Raw genomic sequence first — 26,143 nt, forward strand, 5'->3', positions numbered from 1 at the left:
CTGGAGATGTTCTTGCAGATAGCAAAAAAGAGCCAGAAGGTTAATCACTCTGCCTCTTTTTTCATGCTTTGAAAAACGGGTAATCTGTAAGGTGTTATTTCGATGTGTCAGCTGTCAGTACAGCTTTTCGGGACAGGTTCACACGGCCCTGCTGGTCGATCTCAGTGACTTTCACGGTAATCACATCACCAATCGCAAGAACGTCTTCTACCTTAGCCACACGGTCTGTAGAGACTTGAGAAATATGAACAAGGCCGTCTTTGCCCGGCAGAATTTCAACAAATGCTCCGAACTTCTCGATTCGTTTGACCGTACCTGTGTAAATTTCACCGACAATGACTTCTTTAACGATACCTTCAATAATAGCACGGGCTTTATCGTTCATCTCCTGATTGGAAGAAGCAATAAATACGCGTCCATCCTGCTCGATATCGATCTTAACGCCAGTCTCTTCAATAATCTTATTGATGATCTTGCCGCCCGCACCAATAACATCACGAATCTTGTCCGGATTGATGTTCATAGTCAGAATCTTAGGTGCATACTGGGATAAAGTTTCTTTAGGCTTCTGAATGACTTCCATCATCTTGGAGAGGATGAACATACGGCCTTCTTTGGCTTGTTCAAGAGCATCCTGAAGAATAGCACGGTCAATACCGTCAATCTTGATATCCATTTGGATGGCGGTAACTCCTTCAGCTGTACCCGCAACCTTGAAGTCCATATCACCGAGGTGATCTTCCATACCTTGAATATCCGTCAAGATGGACACGTGTTCACCGTCTTTAATCAGACCCATAGCTACACCCGCAACAGGCGCTTTGATCGGTACGCCCGCATCCATCATGGCAAGAGTGCTTGCGCAAATACTTGCTTGTGAAGTAGATCCATTCGATTCAAGAACCTCGGACACCAGACGAATTGTGTAAGGGAACTCCACTTCAGACGGAATAACCTTCATCAAGGCTCTCTCTCCTAGTGCGCCATGACCAATCTCGCGGCGGCCTGGTGCACGCAGCGGACGGGCCTCACCCACACTGAACGGAGGGAAATTGTAGTGGTGCATGAATCGCTTGGATTCTTCAAGATCGATGCCATCGAGAATCTGAACATCGCCAAGTGCACCCAAGGTACATACACTAAGCGCTTGAGTCTGACCCCGAGTGAACAGACCAGAGCCATGGGTACGTGGCAGCAGGTTAATATCACATTCAATTGGACGGATCTCATCAAGCTTACGCCCGTCAGGACGCACTTTGTCATGTGTAATCAGACGGCGAACTTCTTCTTTCACAATGTCATGAAGAACTTCTTTGACATCCTTCAAGAGCTCCAGTGATTCTATGTACTTCTGCTCAAAGAAGGCCACGGTCTCATCATTAATCGCATCAATGGCATCTTGACGAGCGTGCTTCTCAACAATTTTGACAGCCTCAACCAGACGGTCAGCCGCATATTCACGAACTTCCTGGTTCACCGTGGCGTCAACAGCATGAAGCTTCACATCCATCTTCGGCTTGCCGGCGACTTGAACGAGTTCTTCAATCGTGTCTACAATCTTCTTGATCTCATCATGTCCGAACATAATCGCTTCGAGCATAACTTCTTCAGTCACTTCATTCGCTTCAGCTTCAACCATCATAATTGCATCTCTGGTTCCTGCCACCACAAGGTACAGGTCGCTGGCTTCCTGCTGGGCAATGTCCGGGTTGATGACGAATTCTCCGTTCACACGTCCAACTGCCACACCGCCGATCGGACCGCTAAATGGAACATCCGAAATGCTTAGCGCTGCAGATGTGCCAATCATAGCCGCAATCTCAGGTTCGCAATCCTGATCCACACTCATAACGTAGTTCACAATTTGCACATCGTTACGGAAGCCTTCCGGGAACAATGGACGAATTGGACGGTCAGTCAGACGGCTTGCAAGAATCGCCTTCTCACTTGGCCGGCCTTCACGTTTAATAAATCCGCCTGGAATCTTGCCCACCGCATAGAGCTTCTCCTCATAGTTAACAGTCAACGGGAAAAAGTCCAAATCCTTCGGTTGAGTCGATGCGGTCACTGTACACAGAACCACGGTATCCCCATAACGAACGGTAACCGCAGCATTGGCCTGCTTCGCAAGTCTTCCTGTCTCAAGGATCAGCGTTCTTCCTCCGAGCTGCATTTTCACATGGTTTTCCATGAGCTTCCTCCTTGTCTTCATCAAAAATTTGTAGGTTCGGTATCTATTTCATTATCTCCTGCTTGTCCTATATTCATAATGCGATAGTGCATAAATGCTCCACCATGGAGCGGTCGGCTTGCAACCAGGAGTTCATTCAAGAAAAAAGGGTCCCTATCGTAAAAAACAACCAGACTGCCACCGTTCGCTTTGATCAAGCGCATCCGGCGGCAACCAGGCTGCTTTGGGTGTTGAACAAGATAAAATTAACGACGCAGGCCGAGTTTTTCAATCAGCGCGCTGTAACGTCGAACGTCTTTGTTCTTCAAGTAAGCAAGAAGCTTACGACGTTGTCCTACCATCTTCAAAAGACCACGACGTGAATGGTGATCTTTCTTGTGGGAACGGAAATGGTTCGTCAAATTGACGATGTTCTCCGTAAGGATAGCAATTTGCACCTCAGGTGATCCAGTATCGGATTCATGAGTTTTGTGCTCGTCGATCAATTGTTGCTTACGTTCTTGAGTCAATGCCATCCTGATTCACCTCCTTCATTATAATCGCCATTAGCCTCGTTGCCGCCGGTGAGAACGAACAACCAAGCCAAGGTTGCAGTTACCCGCGCGGATAAGTCCTCGCGAATACCGTTAATTAGTATAGCATATCCCATGTTCAAAAGTAAACTTTTTACTTCATGATTCCGAACTTTGCAGCAGATTGCGGGCTGTATCGGCATCCCTTGAGATCTGGGCAATTAACTCGTCAATGGATTGAAACTTGCGTTCTTCCCGAATATAGCTTATCAGCTTGACCTGGAGCTCTTCGCCATAGAGATCACCGTTGAAATCGAATACGTGCACCTCGAACCATGGCTTGCTCACTCCACTGTGGAAGGTCGGCTTCACGCCGATGTTCATGACACCGCTCAGTTCTTCTCCCTTGTGTCTCACAACGACAGCGTAGACTCCATTCTTAGGGAGTACAAAGGGTTCGGAGAGTTCCACATTCGCTGTCGGGAAGCCGATTGTCCGCCCACGCTTCTCCCCGTGGATAACAGTGCCTGATAGGGTATAGGGCCGGCCAAGCCATTGATTGGCAAGTGTGATGCTGCCCGCCTGAAGATACCTGCGAATCCCCGAACTGCTGACCTTCTCATTATTGATGACGAAGGGGGGCACCGTATACGTCTCGAAAGAACCTTTGCCCAATGTTTTAAGCATTTCTGCCTCCCCTTCGCCCTTATGGCCGAATCGGAAGTCAAATCCCACAATCGCTGTGTGAATTTGTAGAGGAAGCAGCATTTCTGTTACAAATTGCTGGGGCGTAATCCGGGAGAAATCCGCATTGAACTCGACGACATATAAGAAATCCACACCCGCCGACCGCAAAAGCTCTTCTTTCTCCTTGGCTGGCGTCAAGTAACCATCATAATCCCCTTTCTTCATTACTTCCTTCGGATGAGGATAGAAGGTCATTAACGAAGTGGGCACGTTATGCAAGGTCCCTTCCTGAAGCGCTGCCTGAATCACACTGGCATGCCCGAGGTGCAGACCGTCGAACTGCCCAAGAGCTAAAATCTGCGGCCTGGCAAAACGTTCGATAATTTCCTTATTTAAGGGATAGGATAAGTGTACAGTTTCCAATATTACTCACCTGCAATTTCCGCTAAATTACGATCGCTCCTACCTTAGTCCTCAGGTAAAAACACCTTGATTGCTGCGATCGCACCTGTCTCCCTTTCCCGGTGAAAGATCCCAAGAAACTTCTCATCCGGGCCATATAATCGTATGGGCTCCTCACTCTTGACCTCTGGCTGTACCGCCGAGCCTGAAAGCCTCTGTCCTTGAAGAGCAGCCTTCACCTTCTCAGGCATAACCTGATGTGAAGCGAGGTGTGAGATCGCCTGGTCAACAGGGATCAAATATTGGTTCAAGGTCCCATTCTGGACACAGGCTTCAACCTCTTCAAATGTCAGGCAGCGAGCCAGAGGAATTCCTGCGGACATCGTCCGCTTAAGCTCCGACATACACGCGGGAACTCCCAGCGCCCGGCCAATATCCACACAAAGAGTGCGAATATAAGTCCCTTTGGAGCAAAGAGCCCGGAATGAAATCGTTGGATGGGGTCCTTTCGGATCGAAGGATGTTAATTCCAGCTGGTGGATGATGACTTCACGGGCTTTGCGCTCTACGGTCTTCCCCTCACGGGCGAGTTCATAAAGGCGCTTGCCATCCTGCTTAAGCGCTGAGTACATCGGCGGAATCTGGGAGATCGCTCCGACGAACTGCTGAAGCACTTCGAGCACCTGCTCCCTGCTCACTTCAACATGATCAGCACGTTCTGTAACAGAACCGGTCATATCCTCTGTATCTGTAGCGATACCTAGAACCAGGGTAGCCTCGTATTCCTTGGGCATTTCCTGCATGTATTCCACAACCCGTGTGGCCCGTCCCAGACACAGTGGAAGCACACCTGTAACTTGAGGATCAAGTGTGCCTGTGTGTCCAATGCGTTTCATTCGGAGCATCCCCCGGGCTTTAGCTACCACATCATGGGATGTAAACCCCGCAGGTTTGTGGATGGGGAGAATACCTTCATAACCACTCATAGCTGCTCTTTCACCCGTTCTACGACCTGCTTGATAATCTGCTCCAGATTCCCTTCGATTCGTGCGCCGGCAGCTCTAACGTGCCCGCCTCCCCCAAAGCTTTGGGCAACTGCGGCAACGTCAACTTTTCCAGCAGAACGCAAGCTGACTTTCACTGCATTATCATTGATGACTTTAAACAGCATGCCAACCTCAACACCCTGAATATTACGCGGGTAGTTGACAATGCCCTCCAAATCCTCGTTAGCCGCTCCAGTCTCGATCATATCCTCCGGCGTAATACTAACCCAGCCAATTGTACCGTCCTCACTAAGCTGAAGCTTATTCAGCGCTTTGGTCAGGACACGAAGCTGCGGGTAGGTCAGCTGTTCAAGCAGCAGCTCGGACAAGCCCGGACCGTCTACTCCGTACTGCAGCAGCTTCGAAGCTGCTGCCATCACTTTAGGGGTCGTATTGGAGTAGCGAAAGCCTCCCGTATCTGTCAGCAGTCCTGTATACAGTGCCGTTGCAACATCTTCGGTCAGTGGGGTACCCATGAACTCAATCAAATCAAACAGGATTTCAGCTGTCGCAGCAGCCTTCGCATGGATAAGATTGACGGTTCCGTAACCATCATTCGTAGGATGGTGGTCAATATTCAAGATGTGAGCCTTCTCCGCAAAATACTTCTGTGTCTGTCCAACCCGCTGAAAATCAGCACAATCTACACAAATGACGTGCTTGTATGTAGTCTCAAGGGGATTCTCCGACAAATCGATAATCTGATCTGCATGCCACAAATAAGACATTCTGCGCGGAATAGGACCTTCATTAACCATAGTAAAATTTTTACCCAGACATGAGAGAAGCCAGCCCACCGCTAGGGTGGAACTGACTGCGTCTCCGTCCGGCTGTACATGCGATACTACCAAGAAGTCATCATGCTCCATAAGAAATGCTTGCGCATTCCGGAGCTCCTGTTCATTGGTCTGCATTGCCGGTCACCTTCTTATTTGTCTTCGTGAGAAATCTCTCCAAGCAGCTTCTCAATATGGCTGCCATAAGCAATCGATTCATCAATTTTGAAGATAAGCTCCGGGGTATGCCGAAGCATGACCCGTTTGCCTAACTCTGAGCGAAGAAAGCCTTTGGCTTTCTCCAGGCCTTTCAGTGAAGTCTCCTTCTGCTCGGCATCCCCAAATACGCTGAGGTATACTTTGGCCTGGGACAAATCACTTGTCACTTCAACGCCGGTTACGGTGATGAATCCGATACGCGGATCCTTCATCTCCGTCTGAATCAGAACACTGAGTTCTTTTTTTATCTGTTCGCCTACGCGACCTGTACGGTTCTTAGCCATGCCTACACCTCACATTACTTGCGTTCTACAGTCTCCATAACAAAGGCTTCGATTACGTCGCCTTCCTTAAGATCATTGTAACCTTCAACGGTAATCCCGCACTCGTAACCTTGTGCTACTTCTTTGGCGTCATCCTTGAAGCGTTTCAAGGAATCAATCTTACCTTCAAATACGACAATGCCTTCGCGGATCAGGCGGATCTCAGCCGAACGGGTAATCTTGCCGTCCGTAACCATACATCCGGCAATGGTTCCGACTTTGCTGATCTTGAACGTGTTACGAACTTCAGCATGACCGATAACATTTTCTTTGTAGATCGGATCAAGCATCCCTTTCATCGCCTGTTCAATCTCTTCAATGGCATTGTAGATAATCCGGTGCAGACGAATATCCACTTTCTCTTCGTCGGCTACCGCTTTGGCGCGTGGTTCCGGACGAACGTTAAAGCCAATCACGATGGCATTCGATGCCGCTGCAAGAATAATATCCGATTCTGTAATAGCACCAGCACTGCTGTGCAGGATCTTAACACGAACGCCTTCCACTTCAATCTTCTGAAGGGAACCTTTAAGTGCTTCAACGGAGCCTTGAACGTCCCCTTTGATGATGACATTAAGGTCTTTGATTTCTCCGTCTTTGATGTGCTTGAACAAGTCATCCAGGGTAACCCGGGTATTGGAGCCCATCTCGGACTGACGCTGGGTAATCGAACGTTTGTCAGCAATGGAACGAGCTTTACGCTCATCTTCAAAGACCATAAGCGGATCACCGGCTTGAGGCACTTCAGTCAGACCTGTAATTTCAACCGGGGTTGATGGACCGGCTTCTTTTAAGCGGCGTCCTTTATCATTAACCATGGCACGTACACGTCCGAAACAGTTACCAGCAACAAAAGCATCACCGACTTTGAGCGTACCATGCTGAACAAGCACGCGTGCTACTGGTCCGCGTCCTTTGTCAAGCTCAGCCTCGATGACAGTTCCGCGGGCACGTTTATCCGGATTAGCTTTATATTCGTTAACTTCGGCAACCAGAAGAATCATCTCGAGCAATCCTTCCAGGCCGATTCTCTGCTTGGCGGATACATTTACGAAGATAGTATCTCCGCCCCACTCTTCAGGGACCAATTCATAATTTGTTAATTCCTGTTTTACTTTGTCCGCATCCGCGTCTGGCTTATCAATCTTGTTCACCGCAACAATGATTGGAACCCCTGCTGCTTTGGCATGGCTGATCGCCTCTACTGTCTGTGGCATAACGCCATCATCTGCGGCTACCACGATGATCGTAATGTCCGTCACCTGGGCGCCGCGGGCACGCATGGTTGTGAACGCTTCGTGCCCCGGTGTATCAAGGAACGTGATCTTCTTATGGTTGATCTCAACCTGATATGCACCGATATGCTGGGTAATACCGCCTGCTTCGCCGCCTGTTACGTTCGTCGAACGGATGGCATCTAGCAGCGTAGTTTTACCGTGGTCAACGTGACCCATGATTGTAACAACCGGAGGACGCTCTCTCAGATCTGATTCTTCATCAGTTTCTTCAAGGGTTTCGAAGCGGTCATCCTCAACATGGATCTTAATCTCCACTTCAACGCCATAGTCTCCTGCCAGGAGCTGGATGGTATCCAGATCAAGCTCTTGGTTAATCGTTGCCATAACACCCAGGGAGATCAGCTTCTTAATAACTTCCGAAGCATCCTTATGAAGCAGCTTTGCTGTCTCACCTACAGTCATCTCACCGCGAACGATGATTTTCTTAGGTGTATTGTCAATTTTCTCACGGCGTTCCTGCGGCTGAGCACTTCTGCCCCGGTTATTCTTCCCGCCACGGTTATTCTTATAACCGCCTGGCTTGTTATCATCAAACCGTTTTTGTCCCGGTCTGCCGTTGTTGTTATTGCTGTTTCTTCTCTGACCTTGACCTTGACCTGTACCTTGACCGCCACGGTTCGAAGAGTAATTATCACTGCCTGTGGATGCGGTTCTAGCCTGCGGCTGAGAACTGCGGTTCTGTTGATTCTGTGGACGAGGTGTGCTGGATGCATGCTGCCCTCCACCTTGTGGACGTCCATTACTGCCGGTAGATGTATTACTGCGGCTTGCATTATTTTGACCGGAACGGCCTTGACTTTGCTGGCTACTGCCAGTGGACTGGTTACTGCGAGCCTGTGGTGCCTGGCTGCTATTCGATTGATTTTGGGGTTTATTATTATTCATGCGTACCTGCTTTTCCTGTTGATTTTTGTTTGAATCCTGATTATTAAGTGGAGCAGCTTGTTCAGATCTTGCCTGATCCGTACGCTGTCCACCATTGCTTTGAACTTGGGCCTTCGGTTTGTGGTCTCCTCCTGCGGAGACCGGAGCCGGCGATTTAGCATGGGCATCCTTGGACTCTGAACCGTCTCTTTTGGCTGCCGCATTGCTTTTGATATTTTTGAAGAAATTCTCCACACGGGATACCGCATCATTCTCCATCACACTCATGTGATTGTTAACAGGGATATCTAATCGTTTAAGAATGGTAATGATTTCTTTGCTGCTCATATTAAGTGACTTTGCATATTCGTATACTCTGAGCTTATCCTTGTTATCTTGTTTACTCAATATACTCCACCTCCGACAAATTACTCACTGTTTTTCGAATCATCGCTGCGAAACCCTGATCCGTCAAAGCCAGCACAATCCTCTCCGGTTTGCCTATGCTTGTACCCAGCTGCTCCCGTTTAAATCCGATTATCAAAGGGACATTATACGTCCCGCATTTGTCGCGGAATTTCTTCTGTGTGTTAGGGGATGCATCCCCCGCAAGAATGACTAGTTTAGCTTCGGAAGAACGAATAGCCTTAAGTACAATCTCGTCTCCGGTGACAATTTTCCCGGCCCGCATGGCCAATCCGAGCTGGGAATAAGCCTTATTCATTATCATCACTTCCCTTAGCCATTGCAGAGAACTCATCTTCAACTGCAATGAAGTCACGGGCGAGCTGTTCATAAATTTCAGGCTTCACTGCCGACTTTAGCGCCCGGTCAAGCGCCCGGTTCTTATGTGCCAGCTTGAAGCAGGAGACCTGCCCGCACAGGTAAGCGCCCCGTCCGGATTTTTTCCCGGATAAATCAATCATGACTTCGTCTTCAGGTGTTCTTACTACACGGATCAACTGCTTCTTAGGCATCATCTGCTGGCAGGCGACGCATTTACGAAGCGGTATTTTTCTTGGCTTCATCTGTATGCCCCCGCCTTTGCATTAATCTATAGAAATTGAATCTTGTGGAAGCTCTTCAGTCGCTGATTTTGGTCTTCCGTATTCCTGTTCCGCCTGGCTCTCGCTCTTGATATCAATCTTCCAGCCGGTAAGCTTCGCGGCAAGACGGGCATTCTGACCCTTGATCCCGATAGCCAGTGAGAGCTGGTAATCCGGAACAATCACGCGTGCCATCTTCTCGCTTTCGAACACTTCAACCTCAAGCACTTTAGAAGGACTAAGCGCATTAGCGACGTACTCCTGTACCTCATCCGAATAGCGGACAATATCAATCTTCTCACCGCGAAGCTCATTCACAATCGTCTGTACACGGAGCCCTTTGGGACCGACACAGGATCCAACCGGATCCACTTCCGGGTTACGGGAATAGACCGCGATCTTGGAACGGAAGCCGGCCTCACGAGCGACAGAACGAATTTCTACTACACCGTCAAAAATCTCAGGAACCTCGAGCTCAAACAACCGCTTCAACAGCCCCGGATGCGTACGGGAGAGAAGAATCTGCGGCCCTTTGGTCGTGTTCTCGACTTTGGTAATAAAAGCTTTGATCCGGTCCCCGTGCTTGAACTTCTCGTTCGGCATAAGCTCATTAAGCGGAAGATGGGCTTCTACTTTGCCAAGGTCCACGTAAATATTACGGGCATCCTGACGCTGTACAATCCCGGTCACGATATCTTCCTCTTTGTCCACAAAAGCATTGTAAATCAAGCCCCGCTCCGCCTCGCGGATCCGCTGGGTAACTACCTGCTTGGCCGTCTGGGCTGCGATACGTCCGAAGTCACGCGGTGTAACCTCAATCTCGGCAATATCATCCAATTGGAAATGCGGGTTAATCTCCCGCGCTGCTGGCAGCGAAATCTCGGTGCGGAGATCAAGCACTTCCTCTACAATCAGCTTGCGAGCGAACACTTTGATTGCTCCAGTATGACGGTTCATATCAACACGCACATTCTGCGCAGTATTGAAGTTGCGTTTATAACTGGAGATTAAAGCAGCTTCAATCGCTTCAAACAAAATATCTTTGCTGATTCCTTTTTCTCTTTCCAATTCATTCATAGCTTCAATAAAATCCATACTCATTTGCTTCAAGCTCCCCCTTTCATAATTCACCGTTCTTGTCTTTAGTTAGAAAATAATAGCCAGTCTGGCACTGGCAACTTTCGAATACGGGATAGTATGCTGCTTCTTTCCCGAAACCACGAGCAGTTCGTCGTTCTCAAATGAAAGCAGCCGGCCTTCAAATTCCTTAAGACCATCAATCTGCTCGTATGTAGTCACAAACACGTCCTTGCCAACAGCCTTGATTACATCTTCCGGCTTCTTCAGCGGCCGTTCGGCTCCAGGCGATGACACCTCAAGGAAATATGCAGTCGAAATCGGGTCATTGGCATCAAGCTGTTCACTTAAGTACTCACTGATCCGTCCGCAGTCATCGATATCAATGCCGCCATCCTTATCAACGAATACGCGCAGGAACCAGTTATTGCCTTCTTTCACATACTCAATGTCTACTAATTCAAAGCCGTTATCCGCTAAAAAAGGCTGGGCCAATTGTTCAACATGTGCTTTGATTTTGGGTGTGCTCAAGCGTTCATACCTCCAAAAGAAACTTCATTCCTATATACCAAAGAGTAAAGAGTGGGTTTCCCCACTCTTTAAACAACGGTTCTATCTCCATGATTACCAAAAAAATTATAACATAGTCCGGTAACACTGACAAGTAAGAGACCTTGACCGCACCCCTGCTGAGGCCTTATCCCATGAGGGCTTGGGCAGCAGAGGGCCTGTATACGAGACTGCATACCGAGGGTGTTTTTACCTAGAATAAAGAAAGCTGGTTGCTCTCCGGCAATCCCCTGAATACCCCCATCTGGCCTAACAGCTCAATAACGGTCTTACTTGCTTTGGACTTCTGCTGGAAGTCCTCAACCGAGAGGAATTCACCTTGGTCCTTCGCTGCTGCAATATTACGGGCAGCATTATCCCCAATCCCTGCAAGGGCGGAGAATGGCGGAATCAGCGAATCCCCATCTACGGTGAATTTGAGCGCATCCGAACGATACAAGTCGATATTCTGGAACCGGAGTCCCCGGGCGGTCATCTCAAGCGCCATCTCCAGCATCGGAAGCATATTCTTCTCCTTAGGCAGCGCCTGGAATCCCTTCTGCTCAATCTCTTCAATCCTCCGGTAGATTGCTTCATACCCTTGGCAGCATAGCTCAATATCGAAATCTTCTACGCGGACAGTGAAGTAAGTCGCATAGAATTCAATCGGATGGTACAGCTTGAAGTAAGCCGTTCGCACAGCCGAGATAACGTAGGCCGCCGCGTGGGCTTTCGGGAACATGTACTGGATCTTGAGACAGGAGTCAATATACCACTGGGGCACTTTGCATTTCTTCATCTCTTCGATCCACTCGGGCGGCAGTCCCTTGCCTTTACGAACACTTTCCGTAATTTTGAAGGCTAGACCAGCATCCATGCCGGCTTTATAGATAAGGAATAGCATAATGTCATCACGGCACCCGATTACGGTCTTGATGTTGCATGTGTTGTTCTTGATAAGCTCCTGCGCATTACCAAGCCACACGCCGGTTCCGTGAGACAGTCCCGAGATCTGTAATAAGTCGGCAAAAGAGGACGGCTGTGATTCCACAAGCATCTGGCGCACAAATTTCGTACCCATCTCCGGCACACCATAGGTGGCTACCGGAGTTCGAATCTGCTGCGGCGATACGCCAAGCGCCTCGGTTGAATTGAACATGCTCATGACTTTCGGATCGTTCATGGGAATGGTCGTTGGATCGACCCCGGTCAGATCCTGAAGCATTCTCATCATGGTCGGATCATCGTGACCCAGAATATCAAGCTTGAGCAGGTTCGCGTCAAAGGCGTGATAATCGAAGTGAGTGGTCTTCCATTCCGAGGACGTGTCATCTGCCGGATACTGAACCGGGGTAATGTCATCCACTTCCATGTAATCGGGAACAACCACAATACCACCCGGGTGCTGACCGGTGCTGCGCTTAACGCCTGTACACCCCGAAGCCAGACGGCTCAGCTCGGCTGCGCGCCACTTTTTGCCATGGTCCTCTTCGTATTTCTTCGCAAATCCAAAGGCTGTCTTCTCGGCAACCGTACCAATGGTACCGGCACGGAATACACTCTTCTCTCCAAACAACTCTTTGGTATAGTTGTGAGCGTGAGGCTGATATTCCCCCGAGAAGTTAAGATCGATATCGGGAACCTTGTCTCCTTTAAAACCAAGGAACGTCTCGAACGGGATATCCTGCCCTTCCCCCTTCAGCTTCCCGCCGCAGTTAGGGCAGGGCTTGTCCGGGAGGTCAAAACCGCTCGGAATGCTTCCATCCAGGAACCATTCACTGTATTTGCATTCCTTGTTCAGGCACAGGTAGTGGGCCGGCAGCGGGTTAACCTCTGAGATTCCCAGGAACGTCGCTACCACCGACGAGCCGACCGATCCCCGGGAGCCAACCAGGTAGCCATCCTGATTGGACTTCTTCACAAGACGCTCGGAGATCAGATAGTTGGCAGAGAAACCGTATTTGATGATAGGCTCAAGCTCTTTCTCCAGCCTTGCGACCACCACTTCAGGCAGCTCCTCCCCATACAGTGACTTGGCTGTATCATAACAGGTCTGCCGAATCTCTTCGTCAGCCCCGTCAATAATAGGTGTGAACAGCTTGTCCGGGAAGAGCTCCAATTCCTCGAAGGAATCGGCCAGCTCCGAAGTATTCTTCACCACAACCTCGTGTGCCTTCTCTGTTCCGAGGAACTCAAATTCCTTCAGCATTTCTTCCGTTGTACGGAAATGGGCATCCGGCTTGCGGATATCCTTAAGCGGGCTGAACCCGGTAATTCCATGAATCGCAATATCCCTGTACAGCTTGTCACGAGGTTCCAGATAGTGCACATTACCTGTAGCAATAACCGGTTTGCTGAGCTTCATCCCGATCTCGCATACTTTGCGAACAGCGGTCTCAAGCTCCGTTGGGCTGCCGACAAGCCCTTTGTCTACGAGATGCATATACATCGTAAGGGGCTGAATCTCCAGCACATCATAGAACTGGGCCACTTCCTCGGCCTCCTCCACCGACTTGTTAAGCACGGCTTCGAAGAACTCCCCCTTCTCACATCCCGAGATAATGAGAAGACCCTCACGCATTTCCACCAGCTTGGACTTCGGTATGCAGGGCACCCGCTTGAAATATTGGGTGTGTGACATGGAGATCAGCTTGAACAGATTCTTCTTGCCCACAGGATTAAGCGCATAGATACTGCAATGGAACGGGCGGACATTGGACAGATCTTTACCGACATGGTCATTCAGACGATCGAGCATGGTAATGCCCTTAATCTTGGCGGCATCCTCAAGCAGGCCGATCAAGATCTCACCCAGGGCAACCGTATCATCAATAGCCCGGTGGTGATTCTCCAGAGAGACTTTATATTTGGCCGCCAGCGTATTCAAGCGGTGATTTTTCAAGGTTGGATGCAGCAATCTTGCAAGCTCAAGTGTATCCAGCACAGAGTTGCTCAGGGGCTCCATTTTCAGCTCTTTGAGCTTGGCATTGACGAACCCGACATCGAACCTGGCATTATGAGCTACTAGCACGCCGTCTCCGGCAAATTCGATAAATTCCTTCAGCACAGGCTCAACATCCGGCGCGTCTTTAACCATCTCGTCGTTGATGTTCGTCAACTGCTGGATGTTATACGGAATACGTTCATGAGGATTAACGAACGTCGCATAGCGGTCAATCTCCTTGCCTTCCACCATCTTGATCGCTGCGATCTCAATGATGTTGTTCTGAGTAACCGACAGCCCCGTAGTCTCGATGTCAAAGACGATATATGTCGCTGTCTTCAGCTCCAGCGGTCTGGGTTCAAGCACAACCGCCACATTATCGTTAACTACGTTGGCTTCTACACCATAGATCATTTTGATACCATTCTTCTTCGCCGCCTTCGCGGCGTCAGGATAACACTGAACTCCGCCATGATCAGTCACGGCAATTGCTTTGTGGCCCCATTTGGCAGCCAATTTGACATATTGATCAATCGGAGTGACCGCATCCATAGTACTCATCGTTGTGTGCAGATGGAATTCAACCCGCTTCTCGGCAGCATTATCCTTGCGTCCGGCAGGCGCTCCTACTTCCGTCAAATCCGAAGGAATCATAACAAGCTCAGGAATCTGCATGAACCGGTCATATTCGATCCGGCCGCGAGCCTTCACCCATTTCCCATTCGCCAGCTGACTCATAATCTTGAGATCTTCCTTGTTCTTGGCGAACATCTTCATCTGCAGGGAGTCACTGAAGTCAGTCAGATAATAAGTGAAGAGCGTGCTGCCGTTGCGAAGCTCTTTGCTCTCCAAGCCAAATATCGTTCCCTGAATCGTGATCTTCTTCTCTTCATCCTGGATATCCTTAAGCGGTGTCGGCTGTTCCTTGATTTCATAGCCTACCTGAAGCTTAACTACCTCCCCGGTGTCCTCATCAGGCTCTGGATCAGGCTCCATGCTGGTCATCATCTGCTGAATCACTTCACGCTCTTCCTCAACAATCCGCTGCTGGAATTCCTCGAACGCCTCATTGCGGCCTTCACCTGTCTGGAGCTTGACCCTGAGAGGAAGGGCAAAATATGTCTCATAAAAGGCAACTACCGCCCGGTCTATGCCTTTCTTCTTGGCCAGCTCAAGTGAAGTTGCATCACTCATAGAGATCACGACCAGGTCCTGTTCGACTTCAAATGTCGCCCTTGTCATCCATCCGTTAACGGATGGAACCTCCCGCTGAACCCATTCCAGGAATAGCTTCCAGTATTCCGATACGATCTGTGTACTCGTGATCACACTGGCATATTTGAATTCAAAGCTTATTTTTGAGATATGCTGCATTCTCTCCTGTACCTGCAGACAAAATGTCCGATAGACCTGACCAGGTACCAGCGTTTCTTTGTGAATTACAATCTTCCATTCCTTGTTACTCCGGCTTACTTCGACCTTCTCAATCCATCCATCCAGGAAATGGGCATCAATTAAAGCGCCCGGAATTTCCGTCTGCTTCATCAAGAGCTCAAACCGTGTTCTCTTGTCCCCCGCTTGGCTCATGTTCCCCTCCCCTTCTTGCTACTAATACATTAACTCTGATATATACTAACGCTTGACTGATATAAGCTCAGATGCATACGATCTCCATCAGTTCAGTTGACAGCAGTCTAATTCACTTTGAAATAAAAAAGGCTTCCAGACCGAGAGTTGCGGGCATTTCTTGCCCAATCAACATACTGCCGGAAGCCCCCTCTGTAATATGTGTAATGCAGATTACCTGCCAACTTTGCAAGCCGCTCCTGTCTGGAGCACTATCTTAGTAGGCTCTGGCAAATATAACGGTGTGCTTGGCCTGTTCACCACACACGAGACAAGTATGCTTCTGCACCTCTGTCTCGAATGGAATGTTCCGGCTTGTAGCACCGGTCTCACTCTTCACGGTATCCTCACAAGCTTCTGAGCCGCACCAGCCAGCTAGAGTGAAGCCGCGTTGCTCTTCCACTTTCGCTTTCATCTCATCCAAGGTATCTACGGAATAGAAATTCTCCTCACGGAAGGATCTGGCGCGGTCATACATCTCTTGATGAACCTGCTCAAGCATAGCTTGAACTTCTTGAACTAGATTAGCCTGCTCAATGACCTTTTTCTCGCCGCTGATTCTGGATACTAGGACACATACTCCGTTCTCCATATCCCGTGGTCCAATCTCAAGCCGAATCGGTACTCCGCGCATTTCGTATTCGTTGAATTTCCAGCCGGGACGTACATCAGCACGGTCGTCAATCCCTACACGAACACCGGCCTTCTTAAGCTCGCTGAACAACTCATCCGCTCTGCCCACAACCAGATCCCGGGTCTTAGGCGGGCCGATTGGAATGATCATGACCTGCTTCGGTGCCACTTTAGGCGGAAGAGCCAGCCCTCTGTCATCCCCGTGAACCATAATAAGCGATCCTATCAGACGAGTGCTGACACCCCAGGATGTGGTGTGTACGTACTCCTGCACATTTTCGCGGTTCAGATATTTAATTTCAAATGCCTTGGCAAAGTTGGTCCCGAGATAATGAGAGGTTCCCGCCTGAACGGCGCGGCCATCCTTCATCATAGCCTCAATAGAGAAGGTATCCACAGCACCCGCGAACTTCTCCGACGGAGTCTTCTGACCCACAATTACCGGAATCGCAAGGTAGTTCTCCACGAAGTCGCGATAGATCTCCAGGATCTTCATCGTCTCTTCCCGTGCTTCCTCTTCATTCTCATGGGCCGTGTGTCCTTCCTGCCACAAGAATTCACTTGTGCGAAGGAACGGGAGTGTCCGTTTCTCCCAGCGGACTACGTTCGCCCATTGATTAATCAGTACAGGGAGATCCCGATAAGACTGAATCCATCTTTCGTACATATGTCCAATCATAGTCTCGGAGGTCGGCCGGATGGCAAGACGCTCTTCAAGCTTCTCACCCGCAGCTTCAGTTACCCAAGGAAGCTCCGGATTGAATCCTTCCACATGCTCTTTCTCTTTCTGGAAAAAACTCTCCGGGATGAACAAAGGAAAATACGCATTCCGGTGTCCCGTCTCTTTGAACCGCCGATCCAGCTCCTGCTGGATATGTTCCCAGATCTCATAACCGTCAGGCTTAAATACGATACAGCCACGGACAGGTGAATAGTCCATAAGATCCGCTTTCTTGATTACATCAATATACCAGCGTGAGAAGTCTTCCTGCTGGGGTGTAATTTCGGTCACAAACTGTTTATCTTCGTGTGCCATAAGAAACGTTGTCCTCCCATTAAATAGCCATGAATTCCATCTATTTATCCATTAATCAATCGCAAAATATCGTTATAGGTTACCGCAATCATAAGAAGGAACAGCATCGCAAATCCGATAAAGTGCACCATGCCCTCTCTGTTCGGGTCGACCGGCTTACCCCGGAGTGCCTCTACGCCCAGGAAGACGAGGCGGCTTCCGTCAAGTGCTGGAATGGGAAGAAGGTTGAATATCCCCAGGTATAAGCTTAGAATGGCTGCCCAATAGGTTAACTGCACAATTCCCTGCTTGGCAATTTGACCTGTAACCTCGAACGTACGAACGGGTCCGCCAAGATCATCCATGGAGAACTTGTTAATCAGCTGCTTGAAGCCGAGAAAAATAGCATTGGTTGTATTGACCATGTCGTGTCCGGCTGTGGTAAAAGTCTCTCCGAATCCCGCACTCCGTGTAGGATACACGGGGGACACCCCTACCTTTCCGCCCTGTTGCCCTGCCATTTCCCTAGGTGTAAGAGTAACCTGCAATGGTGTGCCATTTCGGATTACAGTCCAGTCCATTGGTTTGTCTTTGGACGCCGAGATCAGCTTAATCATGTTATCGCGATCTGCTCCAACCTTAACTCCATTGATCGTGTCAATGATATCGCCCTTCTGCAAGTGAGCTTCATCTGCCGGCATTCCTTTTGTAACCTCGCCAATCTCGAGATAAGTCGGATTCTCAATTTGAATTCCAGCCATTTGAGTGTGCAGAGCGAACAATATGAAGGCTAGAATGAAATTCATTAAAGGTCCAGCAAAAATGGATAGCGCACGCTGCCCAACGGTTTTGCTGCCGTACTGCCGGTCCCTCGGGGCGACTTGAGTCTCCTTGCCTTTTGCAATCAGCACAGCCTTGGGATCAACCGGGAAGGTCTGACTATCCCCATCCACATCAAGAATAACTTGAAGCTTGTCTTCCAGATCTGCAGACTGGACTTCCCCACGGATTACATTCTTCCGGTTATCGAGCCGGTCCAGATAAATCTTGGTTACCGTATTGCCCGTGAGCCGAAGCGCGATTGTCTGACCCGGCTGTACACCTACGAGTTCGGGATCCTCTCCCGCCATACGGGCGTATCCGCCAAAGGGCAGAAGTCTAAGTGTGAATTGTGTCTCATCCCGCTTATAAGAGAACAGCTTGGGACCAAAGCCAATTGCAAATTCACGTACCAGGATACCGGCGCGCTTCGCAAAGTAATAGTGTCCCCATTCATGAACGGTGACGATGAGAAAAAACATCAGTACCGTCAGAAATATAATCTGCAGCATTTCCAATCGAGAGCATCCTCCTTTGTTATCAGGTCGCCGTATATGATTACGCTACAGGTTCGAGGCCGTCTCCCTAGCCCAGCGATCCGCTTCGTGGATCGCTTCAAGATCAGGGCTTGCCACTACCTTATGACGGGACAAGGTCTCTTCTATAACCGATTCGATCTTGAGGAACGAAATTTCACGGTTCAAAAAGCGGGCAACCGCAACCTCATTTGCCGCATTAAATACACATGTAGACGTCCCACCTATTTTACCACATTCGAAGGCTAGTCTTAAACATGGGAATCGGATGAAATCCATCTCCCGAAAGTTCAGGCTGCCGATCTCTGCGAGCGATAGACGCGGAGTCTTGGAAGTCCATCGTTCAGGATAGGTAAGCGCGTATTGAATAGGCACCCGCATATCCGGATTGCCAAGCTGTGCAATAATGCTGCTGTCTTGAAATTCAACAAAGGAATGAATAATGCTTTCTGGATGAAGCAAAACGCCGATCTGCTCGTATGGGAGATCAAATAACCAATGAGCCTCAATCACCTCGAGCCCTTTATTGACCATGGTTGCTGAATCAATAGTGATCTTGGCCCCCATAGACCAGTTCGGGTGCTTAAGCGCGTCTTCAACAGTCACATTAGATAGCTGTTCTCTTGTCATGTCACGAAATGAGCCGCCCGAAGCGGTTAAGGTGATTTGTGCGATATCCGACTTATTCTCCCCGTTGAGACACTGAAAAATAGCCGAATGCTCGCTGTCGATCGGAAGCAGAGAGACTCCCTTATCTCGTGCCAACGAGGTAACCAAATGACCTGCCGTAACAAGAGTCTCCTTGTTGGCAAGGCCAATCGTCTTCCCCTCCTGAATAGCAGCAAGTGTAGCCGGAAGACCTGCACTGCCTACAACGGCAGTGACAACCGTGTCCGCATCTGTTCCTGCCGCGACTTCAACAAGTCCTTCGGGTCCATAGAACAGCTGCACGCCTTGAGGCAGGTAAGGCCTAATCTCATCTGCAAGCGCTTTGCTTCCGACAGAAGCTTTCTTCGGATTGAACTGCTTCACCTGGCTCAGGAACAACTCCAGATTACTTCCGGCAGCCAACCCTTCAATTTGAAAACGATCCGGGTATGCCGTAACAACATCCAGTGTTTGTGTACCTATAGAACCGGTTGAACCGATTACTGCAAGTTTCTTCATAACATACCTCTCATCTCATATCTCGCCTGATATCCGAATTTAATGGAAGGGAAGCAGCATTAGAATATGTACAAAGGGGAACACCGTAATCCAGCTGTCACACCGGTCCAATATCCCGCCATGCCCAGGAAGCAATGTGCCTGAATCCTTTATGCCGTATACTCTCTTGTAGGCAGACTGCACCAAATCACCCAACTGACCGACTACCGCGGCTGAAGCGCCAATCACGACAGCAAGTCCAATGGATAACAGTCCGTTCGAGAAAATAGCGAACAAAGAAGCTGTTACGATCGCAATAAGGACACCGCCCAGCGCCCCTTCCACTGTTTTGTTGGGACTGATTGCCGGCCACAGCTTATTCTTTCCCCACTTACGGCCAGTAAAATAGGCTCCTGCATCACTTGCCCAAATAGAAAACAGGAGAAGGAAGGTCCAGAACAATCCATGGCCATCCGGTGTTGTACGGGACTCGGCAATATAGGAAAATCCAATACCTACATAGACAGAGCCTAAGAAATGCATCGCTACTTGATTAATATTCGTGGAATTCTTCGTAAATACAGTAACAAACAAGAATAAAAGCATTAATATCCATATTACCTGGAGCGGTTCAGGCAGGAAAGGGCTACCCAGCAGCTTCCACGGAAATACGAGTACAATGACACCAATGAAGCCAACTAGAGCAGTGCCGCTCCAGGGCAGTGTCTTGGTCATCCGAACAAATTCATAATAACCGATAATAGACATGAACAGAATCAAACCATGATACCACAGCCCTCCGGCCAGACAAGGCCCCAAGAACAACACGCCTGCAATAAGTCCTGTGATGATACGCTGCTTCACAGATGTCCACCTCCGCCCTGCTTAAGATAATCCGCCATACCGCCGCGTTCTCCTCTGATACTCAGCAACCGCTTGAATTAAATGCTCTCTCGTGAACTCAGGCCAGTATACATCCGTGAACCATAATTCACTGTAAGCCAGTTGCCATAGCATGAAATTACTGAGTCTAAGTTCACCGCTTGTGCGAATCAGCAGATCCGGATCAGGAAGCTCTGAGGAATGAAGATGAGACCCTATCCACTCTTCTGTTAGATCATCAGGCGAAAGTGTTCCCGCGGCAATTTGCTGCCCAGCCTCCTTGAACACTTCTCTAATTTCACGCCGGCTGCCGTAATTCAGAGCGAAGTTCAGTACCAAGCCTGTATTATTCTTCGTTCGTCTGATGGCTTCTTCCATAGCCGCGATCGTATGCTGTGGGAGCTCTTCGGGATGACCCATCATCTGGATCCGAACGTTCTTCTCGATCAGTTCTTCCAGCTCAATCGCCAGAAATTCCTCCGGAAGCCGCATCAGGAAATCAACTTCGTCCTTGGGTCTCTTCCAATTCTCCGTAGAAAAAGCATACATGGTCAAATACTTAACACCAATCTCGTCCGCTGCGATCGCCGCGCGTTTGACAGCTTTCATTCCGTTCTGGTGTCCAACAATCCGTGGCAGGCCGCGACGATTGGCCCAGCGTCCGTTACCGTCCATAATGATTGCGATATGGCTCGGAACATTGTCCTGTGACAAGCTCGGAAGAGTCTGCTTTTGTTCTTTTTTCCACCAGGATTGAAATACTTTAATCATTCCTTTTCCTCCAAGCGGTGATGAAAAAGAGACAAACCCCACCAAATAAGGAGGGGCCGCTTACGTCTCTTAAACTTCCATAATCTCTTTTTCTTTCGCAGCGAGCACTTTGTCAACTTCCGCGATAAATTTATCTGTCGATTTCTGAATATCGTCTTGATGACGACGGGATTCGTCTTCAGAGATATCCGTCTTCTCCAGCTTCTTGATATCATCATTAGCATCCCGGCGGATATTCCGGATAGCTACCTTCGCCTCTTCACCGTACTTCTTCGTTGTCTTCACAAGCTCAATCCGGCGCTCTTCCGTAAGAGGCGGGATCGATAGACGAATGGTCGCTCCGTCATTAGCCGGTGTAAGACCCAGATCGGACTTTTGGATAGCACGCTCAATATCAGCCAAGGATGATTTATCCCAAGGTTGAATGAGCAGTGTCCGGGAATCTGGTGTGTTGATGTTAGCCAACTGGTTCAGAGGAGTAGATGCGCCGTAATATTCCACCTGTACCCGATCAAGCAGAGCTGGAGTAGCACGTCCGGCACGTAGAGTAAGCAAATCTCTTTTCAAGGATTGAATGGCTTTATCCATGCGTTCTTCGGCATTTTTCTTAACCGATTGTGGCATTAGTCTACACTCCCTTTAACGATTGTGCCGATTCTCTCACCAAGAACGACACGTTTAATGTTGCCTTGCTCCGTTATTGCGAACACGATAAGCGGAATATTGTTGTCCATACACAGCGAGGATGCGGTTGAATCCATTACACCCAGGTTCTTGCTGAGTACTTCCATATAAGTCAGCTGCTCGAATTTCTCGGCAGTCGGATCTACAAATGGATCAGCAGAGTAGACACCGTCTACCTTATTCTTAGCCATTAGAATAACTTCGGCTTCAATTTCTGCTGCACGAAGAGCTGCAGTCGTATCAGTTGAGAAGAACGGATTCCCCGTCCCTGCCGCAAAGATAACGACACGCCCTTTTTCAAGATGACGGATTGCTCTCCGACGGATATAGGGTTCAGCAATCTGCTGCATTGCGATTGACGTTTGAACCCGTGTTGGCACATCAATCTGTTCTAATGCGTCCTGCAGGGCAAGCGAGTTCATCAGAGTAGCCAGCATCCCCATGTAGTCTGCAGTTGCACGGTCAATTCCTTTGGCGCTGCCTGCAATACCTCTCCAGATGTTGCCGCCTCCGCAGACAATAGCAACTTCCACACCAAGCTCAACGACCTCTTTGACCTGCTCTGCAATGGAGGTAATGGTTTCGGCATCTATACCGTAGCCATTCTGTCCGGCTAAAGACTCTCCGCTGACCTTTAAGACAACACGTTTAAATACAGGCTGTTCCAATTGCAAACCCTCCACTTTAAATCACCGATTTCTAAAGGCCTTATAGTTAAAAAAGAAGGAACACGGCGTGTTCCATAATGTTGAAATACCATTTAATTATATTATACGCCTTAACACGAGGATCTAAAAATCAAATATTCCAGATCCTCATGCAAGGATACTTGATTAGTTCTTAACTTGGGACAATACTTCTTCTACGAAGTTGTCGACTTTCTTCTCAAGACCTTCGCCCAGCTCGTAACGAACAAAACGGCGGATGGAGATGTTCTCTCCGATGGTGCTGATTTTTTCGTTAAGCAATGTGCTGATTGTTTTGTCCGGATCTTTCACGAAAGTTTGCTCAAGCAAGCAATATTCTTCGTAGTATTTACCGATACGCCCTTCAACCATTTTCTCAACGATTTTCTCTGGCTTGCCTTCGTTCAAAGCTTGAGCTTTCAAAATTTCTTTCTCTTTCTCGAGCTCTTCAGCCGGCACTTCTTCACGACGTACGAATTTAGGGCTTGCCGCAGCGATTTGCATAGCGATGTCGCGAGCGAAGTCCTTGAATTGGTCTGTCTTGGCTACGAAGTCTGTTTCGCAGTTGATTTCCACAAGTACGCCGATACGTCCGCCAGCGTGGATGTAAGATTCAACTACACCTTCTGTTGCGATACGGCCTGCTTTGTTCGCTGCTGCTGCAAGACCTTTCTCACGGAGAAGCTCAGCTGCTTTTGTCAAATCACCATTTGCTTCTTCCAAAGCTTTCTTGCAATCAAGCATACCCGCGCCTGTTTTTTCGCGTAGTTCTTTTACCGCTTTTGCATCTACTGCCATGAGTATAACCTCCATCAATTTTAGTGGGAGTAAAGCTTAATTTATCCTTTAAAAAAAGGGTAGTGAGAGGTTTTTGCACCTACCAACCACCCTTTTTCATTTAATTCAACATTATCAAAGCTAATTAAGCTGTAGTTTGTTCGCCTTGGTTCGCTTCGATCACAGCATCAGCCATCTTACCTGTCAGCAATTTAACAGCGCGGATCGCGTCATCATTACCTGGGATAACATAGTCGATTTCGTCTGGATCACAGTTCGTATCAACGATACCTACGATTGGGATACCCAGCTTGCGGGCTTCAGCAACCGCGATACGCTCTTTGCGAGGATCAATAATAAAGAGTGCGCTTGGCAGACCCTTCATGTTCTTGATACCGCCGAGGAATTTCTCAAGACGATCTTTCTCCTTGCGAAGAATGATAACTTCTTTCTTAGGAAGAACTGCGAAAGTACCGTCCTCTTCCCATCTTTCCAAAGTTTTCAAACGGTCGATACGTTTTTGAATCGTTTGGAAGTTAGTCAGAGTACCCCCGAGCCAACGTTGGTTAATGTAGAATTGACCAGCGCGCTCAGCTTCTTCTTTAACAGAATCTTGAGCTTGCTTCTTAGTACCGACGAAAAGAATTGTTCCATTCTCTTCAGCCACACTTTTCACAAAGTTGTACGCTTCCTCTACCTTTTTGACTGTTTTTTGCAAGTCAATAATGTAAATACCGTTTCTTTCAGTGAAGATATAACGATCCATTTTCGGGTTCCAGCGACGTGTCTGGTGACCGAAATGAACGCCTGCCTCAAGCAGTTGTTTCATGGAGATAACTCCCATCTTCACACACCTCCTAATTGGTTTTTTTGTATGATGCCCTCCGCCGATATCATCTTTCGTTGAAACTCCCATAATGGTAAGCACCCTCAACGAAATCAGTCGGCGTGTGTTTTAACACCGTCATTTAATATAACACAATTGATGGAGCGTTGCAATATAATCTCGTTAATCAAAAAAAGCCGTTCCAGGGAGCTTATTTCCCGGACGGCTTCGAAGTAATCTTGGAGATAATAGAGGACAAGCTCTCGCCTGGCTTGAAAATATAATTGCCCGTCTGCAGGCTGTAATTCGCTTTGCTCTCAACGGCATTCTGAATGAAAGCACTCTTATCAGAAATAATTCCTGCGCCTTTAAGACCTTCCGCCACTTTAGTAAGATTATCTCCCGAAGAGATCTTGAAAGGAATCTGCTCCGGCTTCTTGGGCCCGGTGGCCTTGCTGGATTCCGGAGGTGTAACTTTGGGCGTGGCCGGCTTGCCCGCAGCCTCGGTATTACCGGGTGCTGCAGGAGATTTCGGTGTCGAAGTGGATTCAGGCGCTGCAGGAGTCTTGGTCGGTGAGGTAGCTGCCGGGGTCTTGGTCGAGGAAGGAGCTGCAGGTTCTGCAGGAGATTTAGTCTCTGCCTCATCTTTCTCTTTCTTCTGACGCTCTTCCTTGGCTTTAGCCTCCCACTCCTCAGCGGTTAGAACTTGCTCATTCCCATCATAGACCTTCATCCCTAAACGCTCTGCAGCCTGCTGGACCTGGGGCTTGGTCAAAAGCTGGCTGGACTCGTTCCCCTGACCGATCAGCATAATTTGAAGCAAGAGAGCACCCAGTATTAGTCCTACACCCAAGCCAACCATAAAGGTGCGGTTCTTCATTCCGGCGATTCCTCCTTGCTTGCAAGCTGCAGAATCAGCTGGATTTCGCCCCGCTGCATATCCAATGTCTTGGCTATGCCATCAATAGACTTGCCCTGATCATACAATGCAAATAGCTCAGGGTACCGGTCCCGAACCGTGTTCTTAGGAGCGGCTGGTACTTCCCCGGCGGGCTCTTCCACTAGTGGAGCAGCAGTCCCCTTGGCGTTCTCCATGGATGCAGGAGGATGTGACTCCAGTCTTCCCACTCTCATCTCTTGCAAAGATGTCAGCTTCTCCACTTCAAGCAGCCGGGTACGAAGCTCCGCTACCTGTTCCTGAAGTGAAAGCTGCTTGGCGCTTGTATCCTGTTTGAGTTCAGCCATGAGCTCAATAATTTCTGTGTTTTCCTTTTCAATCTCAGTCATGTAATGCTCTAATGTAGCTTCCACATCAGCCGTTCCACTGGATACTTGTCCCCCTACCGGCTTGCGAGTTGGAAGGAACAGAGCATAACCGATAATGGCTGCTCCCAGTAGAACGATATAGAACCATGGACTTCCCATTGGCATATTCTTCACCCAATTTACGGTTTGTAGTTATAAGACAAGCACCACACTCAATTACAAAGAAAGATCCAGATGATGTCCTTTGAAAGGATGCTCTGCGGCCCGATCCTTCTCCTGATCATGCGTGTCTTCCCCCTGCTGGCGGTTCCCTTCTTGGCGGGACGGATGATGATCATCTCTAATAGAAGCATGAGCGGATTCATCCACCTGTGCACTGCGACTGCGATCCCGCTCACTGCTCTTCACATTCTGATTCTCTAGCGAATGTTGATGATGCATAGGTCTGTGCATCGCATCCTGCTGCATCCGACCCGCTTCGCTCGTCCGTGGTACTGCAATTTGCAATTCAACCGACTTGAAATCCATAAGATCCACCATCC

The 26,143-nt window shown here is 48.8% G+C and carries 25 protein-coding genes; all 25 read right to left on the minus strand.

The features are described 5' to 3' along the window. Positions 1-94: 94 nt before the first annotated feature. Positions 95-2,191: a polyribonucleotide nucleotidyltransferase gene (gene pnp / locus LDO05_RS11895; protein ID WP_251375609.1), complete on the minus strand. Its 2,097-nt coding sequence runs from the start codon at positions 2,189-2,191 to the stop codon at positions 95-97. A gap of 245 nt (positions 2,192-2,436) precedes the next feature. Next, positions 2,437-2,706 carry a 30S ribosomal protein S15 gene (rpsO, locus tag LDO05_RS11900; protein ID WP_251375610.1) on the minus strand — a complete coding sequence of 90 codons (270 nt, stop codon included), beginning with the start codon at positions 2,704-2,706 and terminating at the stop codon, positions 2,437-2,439. Further along, on the minus strand, positions 2,697-2,840 hold the full coding sequence (locus LDO05_RS11905; RefSeq protein WP_251375611.1) for a hypothetical protein: 144 nt from the start codon (positions 2,838-2,840) through the stop codon (positions 2,697-2,699). The genes rpsO and LDO05_RS11905 overlap by 10 nt, the downstream gene beginning before the upstream one ends. A 22-nt stretch (positions 2,841-2,862) precedes the next feature. Continuing rightward, a complete protein-coding gene (locus LDO05_RS11910; protein ID WP_251375612.1) occupies positions 2,863-3,813 on the minus strand; it encodes a bifunctional riboflavin kinase/FAD synthetase in 951 nt (316 codons plus the stop codon). A 44-nt stretch (positions 3,814-3,857) separates the two neighbouring features. Beyond that, complete coding sequence (truB, locus tag LDO05_RS11915; protein WP_251375613.1) at positions 3,858-4,778, minus strand: tRNA pseudouridine(55) synthase TruB; 921 nt, start codon at positions 4,776-4,778, stop codon at positions 3,858-3,860. Further along, positions 4,775-5,752, minus strand: coding sequence for a DHH family phosphoesterase (locus LDO05_RS11920; protein ID WP_251375614.1), 978 nt, complete (start codon positions 5,750-5,752; stop codon positions 4,775-4,777). Before LDO05_RS11920 ends, truB begins: the two co-directional genes overlap by 4 nt. Before the next feature lie 14 nt (positions 5,753-5,766). After that, a complete protein-coding gene (rbfA, locus tag LDO05_RS11925) occupies positions 5,767-6,117 on the minus strand; it encodes a 30S ribosome-binding factor RbfA (protein ID WP_127199701.1) in 351 nt (116 codons plus the stop codon). A gap of 14 nt (positions 6,118-6,131) precedes the next feature. Further along, on the minus strand, positions 6,132-8,726 hold the full coding sequence (gene infB, locus LDO05_RS11930; RefSeq protein ID WP_251375615.1) for a translation initiation factor IF-2: 2,595 nt from the start codon (positions 8,724-8,726) through the stop codon (positions 6,132-6,134). Further along, a complete protein-coding gene (locus LDO05_RS11935) occupies positions 8,719-9,042 on the minus strand; it encodes a L7Ae/L30e/S12e/Gadd45 family ribosomal protein (RefSeq protein ID WP_251375616.1) in 324 nt (107 codons plus the stop codon). The genes infB and LDO05_RS11935 overlap by 8 nt, the downstream gene beginning before the upstream one ends. Then, positions 9,035-9,346 (minus strand): RNase P modulator RnpM, encoded by a 312-nt coding sequence (gene rnpM, locus LDO05_RS11940; protein WP_251375617.1) that lies wholly within the window; start codon positions 9,344-9,346, stop codon positions 9,035-9,037. The genes LDO05_RS11935 and rnpM overlap by 8 nt, the downstream gene beginning before the upstream one ends. Before the next feature lie 21 nt (positions 9,347-9,367). Further along, complete coding sequence (gene nusA / locus LDO05_RS11945) at positions 9,368-10,465, minus strand: transcription termination factor NusA (RefSeq protein WP_251375618.1); 1,098 nt, start codon at positions 10,463-10,465, stop codon at positions 9,368-9,370. Between the two features lie 45 nt (positions 10,466-10,510). Further along, the gene (gene rimP, locus LDO05_RS11950) at positions 10,511-10,972 is read right to left on the minus strand and encodes a ribosome maturation factor RimP (protein ID WP_251375619.1); all 462 of its coding nucleotides are present in this window, start codon (positions 10,970-10,972) and stop codon (positions 10,511-10,513) included. Positions 10,973-11,204: 232 nt separating this feature from the next. Next, a complete protein-coding gene (locus LDO05_RS11955; RefSeq protein ID WP_251375620.1) occupies positions 11,205-15,521 on the minus strand; it encodes a PolC-type DNA polymerase III in 4,317 nt (1,438 codons plus the stop codon). Positions 15,522-15,777: 256 nt separating this feature from the next. Then, positions 15,778-17,229 (minus strand): proline--tRNA ligase, encoded by a 1,452-nt coding sequence (proS, locus tag LDO05_RS11960; RefSeq protein ID WP_251375621.1) that lies wholly within the window; start codon positions 17,227-17,229, stop codon positions 15,778-15,780. A gap of 44 nt (positions 17,230-17,273) precedes the next feature. Further along, positions 17,274-18,545 (minus strand): RIP metalloprotease RseP, encoded by a 1,272-nt coding sequence (gene rseP, locus LDO05_RS11965; RefSeq protein ID WP_251375622.1) that lies wholly within the window; start codon positions 18,543-18,545, stop codon positions 17,274-17,276. A 45-nt stretch (positions 18,546-18,590) separates the two neighbouring features. Next, positions 18,591-19,730 carry a 1-deoxy-D-xylulose-5-phosphate reductoisomerase gene (locus LDO05_RS11970; RefSeq protein WP_251375623.1) on the minus strand — a complete coding sequence of 380 codons (1,140 nt, stop codon included), beginning with the start codon at positions 19,728-19,730 and terminating at the stop codon, positions 18,591-18,593. Between the two features lie 39 nt (positions 19,731-19,769). Further along, positions 19,770-20,573, minus strand: a complete 804-nt coding sequence (locus LDO05_RS11975; protein WP_251375624.1) for a phosphatidate cytidylyltransferase — start codon at positions 20,571-20,573, stop codon at positions 19,770-19,772. Positions 20,574-20,594: 21 nt separating this feature from the next. Next, a complete protein-coding gene (locus LDO05_RS11980) occupies positions 20,595-21,362 on the minus strand; it encodes an undecaprenyl pyrophosphate synthase (protein WP_251375625.1) in 768 nt (255 codons plus the stop codon). A gap of 69 nt (positions 21,363-21,431) precedes the next feature. Next, entirely contained in the window at positions 21,432-21,986 is a 555-nt protein-coding gene (frr, locus tag LDO05_RS11985) for a ribosome recycling factor (RefSeq protein ID WP_251375626.1), read from the minus strand. Then, positions 21,986-22,714 carry a UMP kinase gene (gene pyrH, locus LDO05_RS11990; RefSeq protein ID WP_068619280.1) on the minus strand — a complete coding sequence of 243 codons (729 nt, stop codon included), beginning with the start codon at positions 22,712-22,714 and terminating at the stop codon, positions 21,986-21,988. The genes frr and pyrH overlap by 1 nt, the downstream gene beginning before the upstream one ends. 165 nt (positions 22,715-22,879) lie before the next feature. After that, positions 22,880-23,530 (minus strand): translation elongation factor Ts, encoded by a 651-nt coding sequence (gene tsf / locus LDO05_RS11995; protein ID WP_251375627.1) that lies wholly within the window; start codon positions 23,528-23,530, stop codon positions 22,880-22,882. Between the two features lie 124 nt (positions 23,531-23,654). Continuing rightward, entirely contained in the window at positions 23,655-24,353 is a 699-nt protein-coding gene (rpsB, locus tag LDO05_RS12000; RefSeq protein WP_127199687.1) for a 30S ribosomal protein S2, read from the minus strand. Positions 24,354-24,546: 193 nt separating this feature from the next. Then, positions 24,547-25,215, minus strand: a complete 669-nt coding sequence (locus LDO05_RS12005) for a peptidase (RefSeq protein ID WP_251375628.1) — start codon at positions 25,213-25,215, stop codon at positions 24,547-24,549. Next, positions 25,212-25,760: a DUF6115 domain-containing protein gene (locus LDO05_RS12010; protein WP_251375629.1), complete on the minus strand. Its 549-nt coding sequence runs from the start codon at positions 25,758-25,760 to the stop codon at positions 25,212-25,214. The genes LDO05_RS12005 and LDO05_RS12010 overlap by 4 nt, the downstream gene beginning before the upstream one ends. 57 nt (positions 25,761-25,817) lie before the next feature. After that, positions 25,818-26,129, minus strand: a complete 312-nt coding sequence (locus LDO05_RS12015; RefSeq protein WP_251375630.1) for a hypothetical protein — start codon at positions 26,127-26,129, stop codon at positions 25,818-25,820. Positions 26,130-26,143: the final 14 nt, after the last annotated feature.

Origin of the sequence: Paenibacillus sp. YPG26 (assembly GCF_023704175.1) — a bacterium.
Taxonomy (GTDB): Bacteria; Bacillota; Bacilli; order Paenibacillales; family Paenibacillaceae; genus Fontibacillus.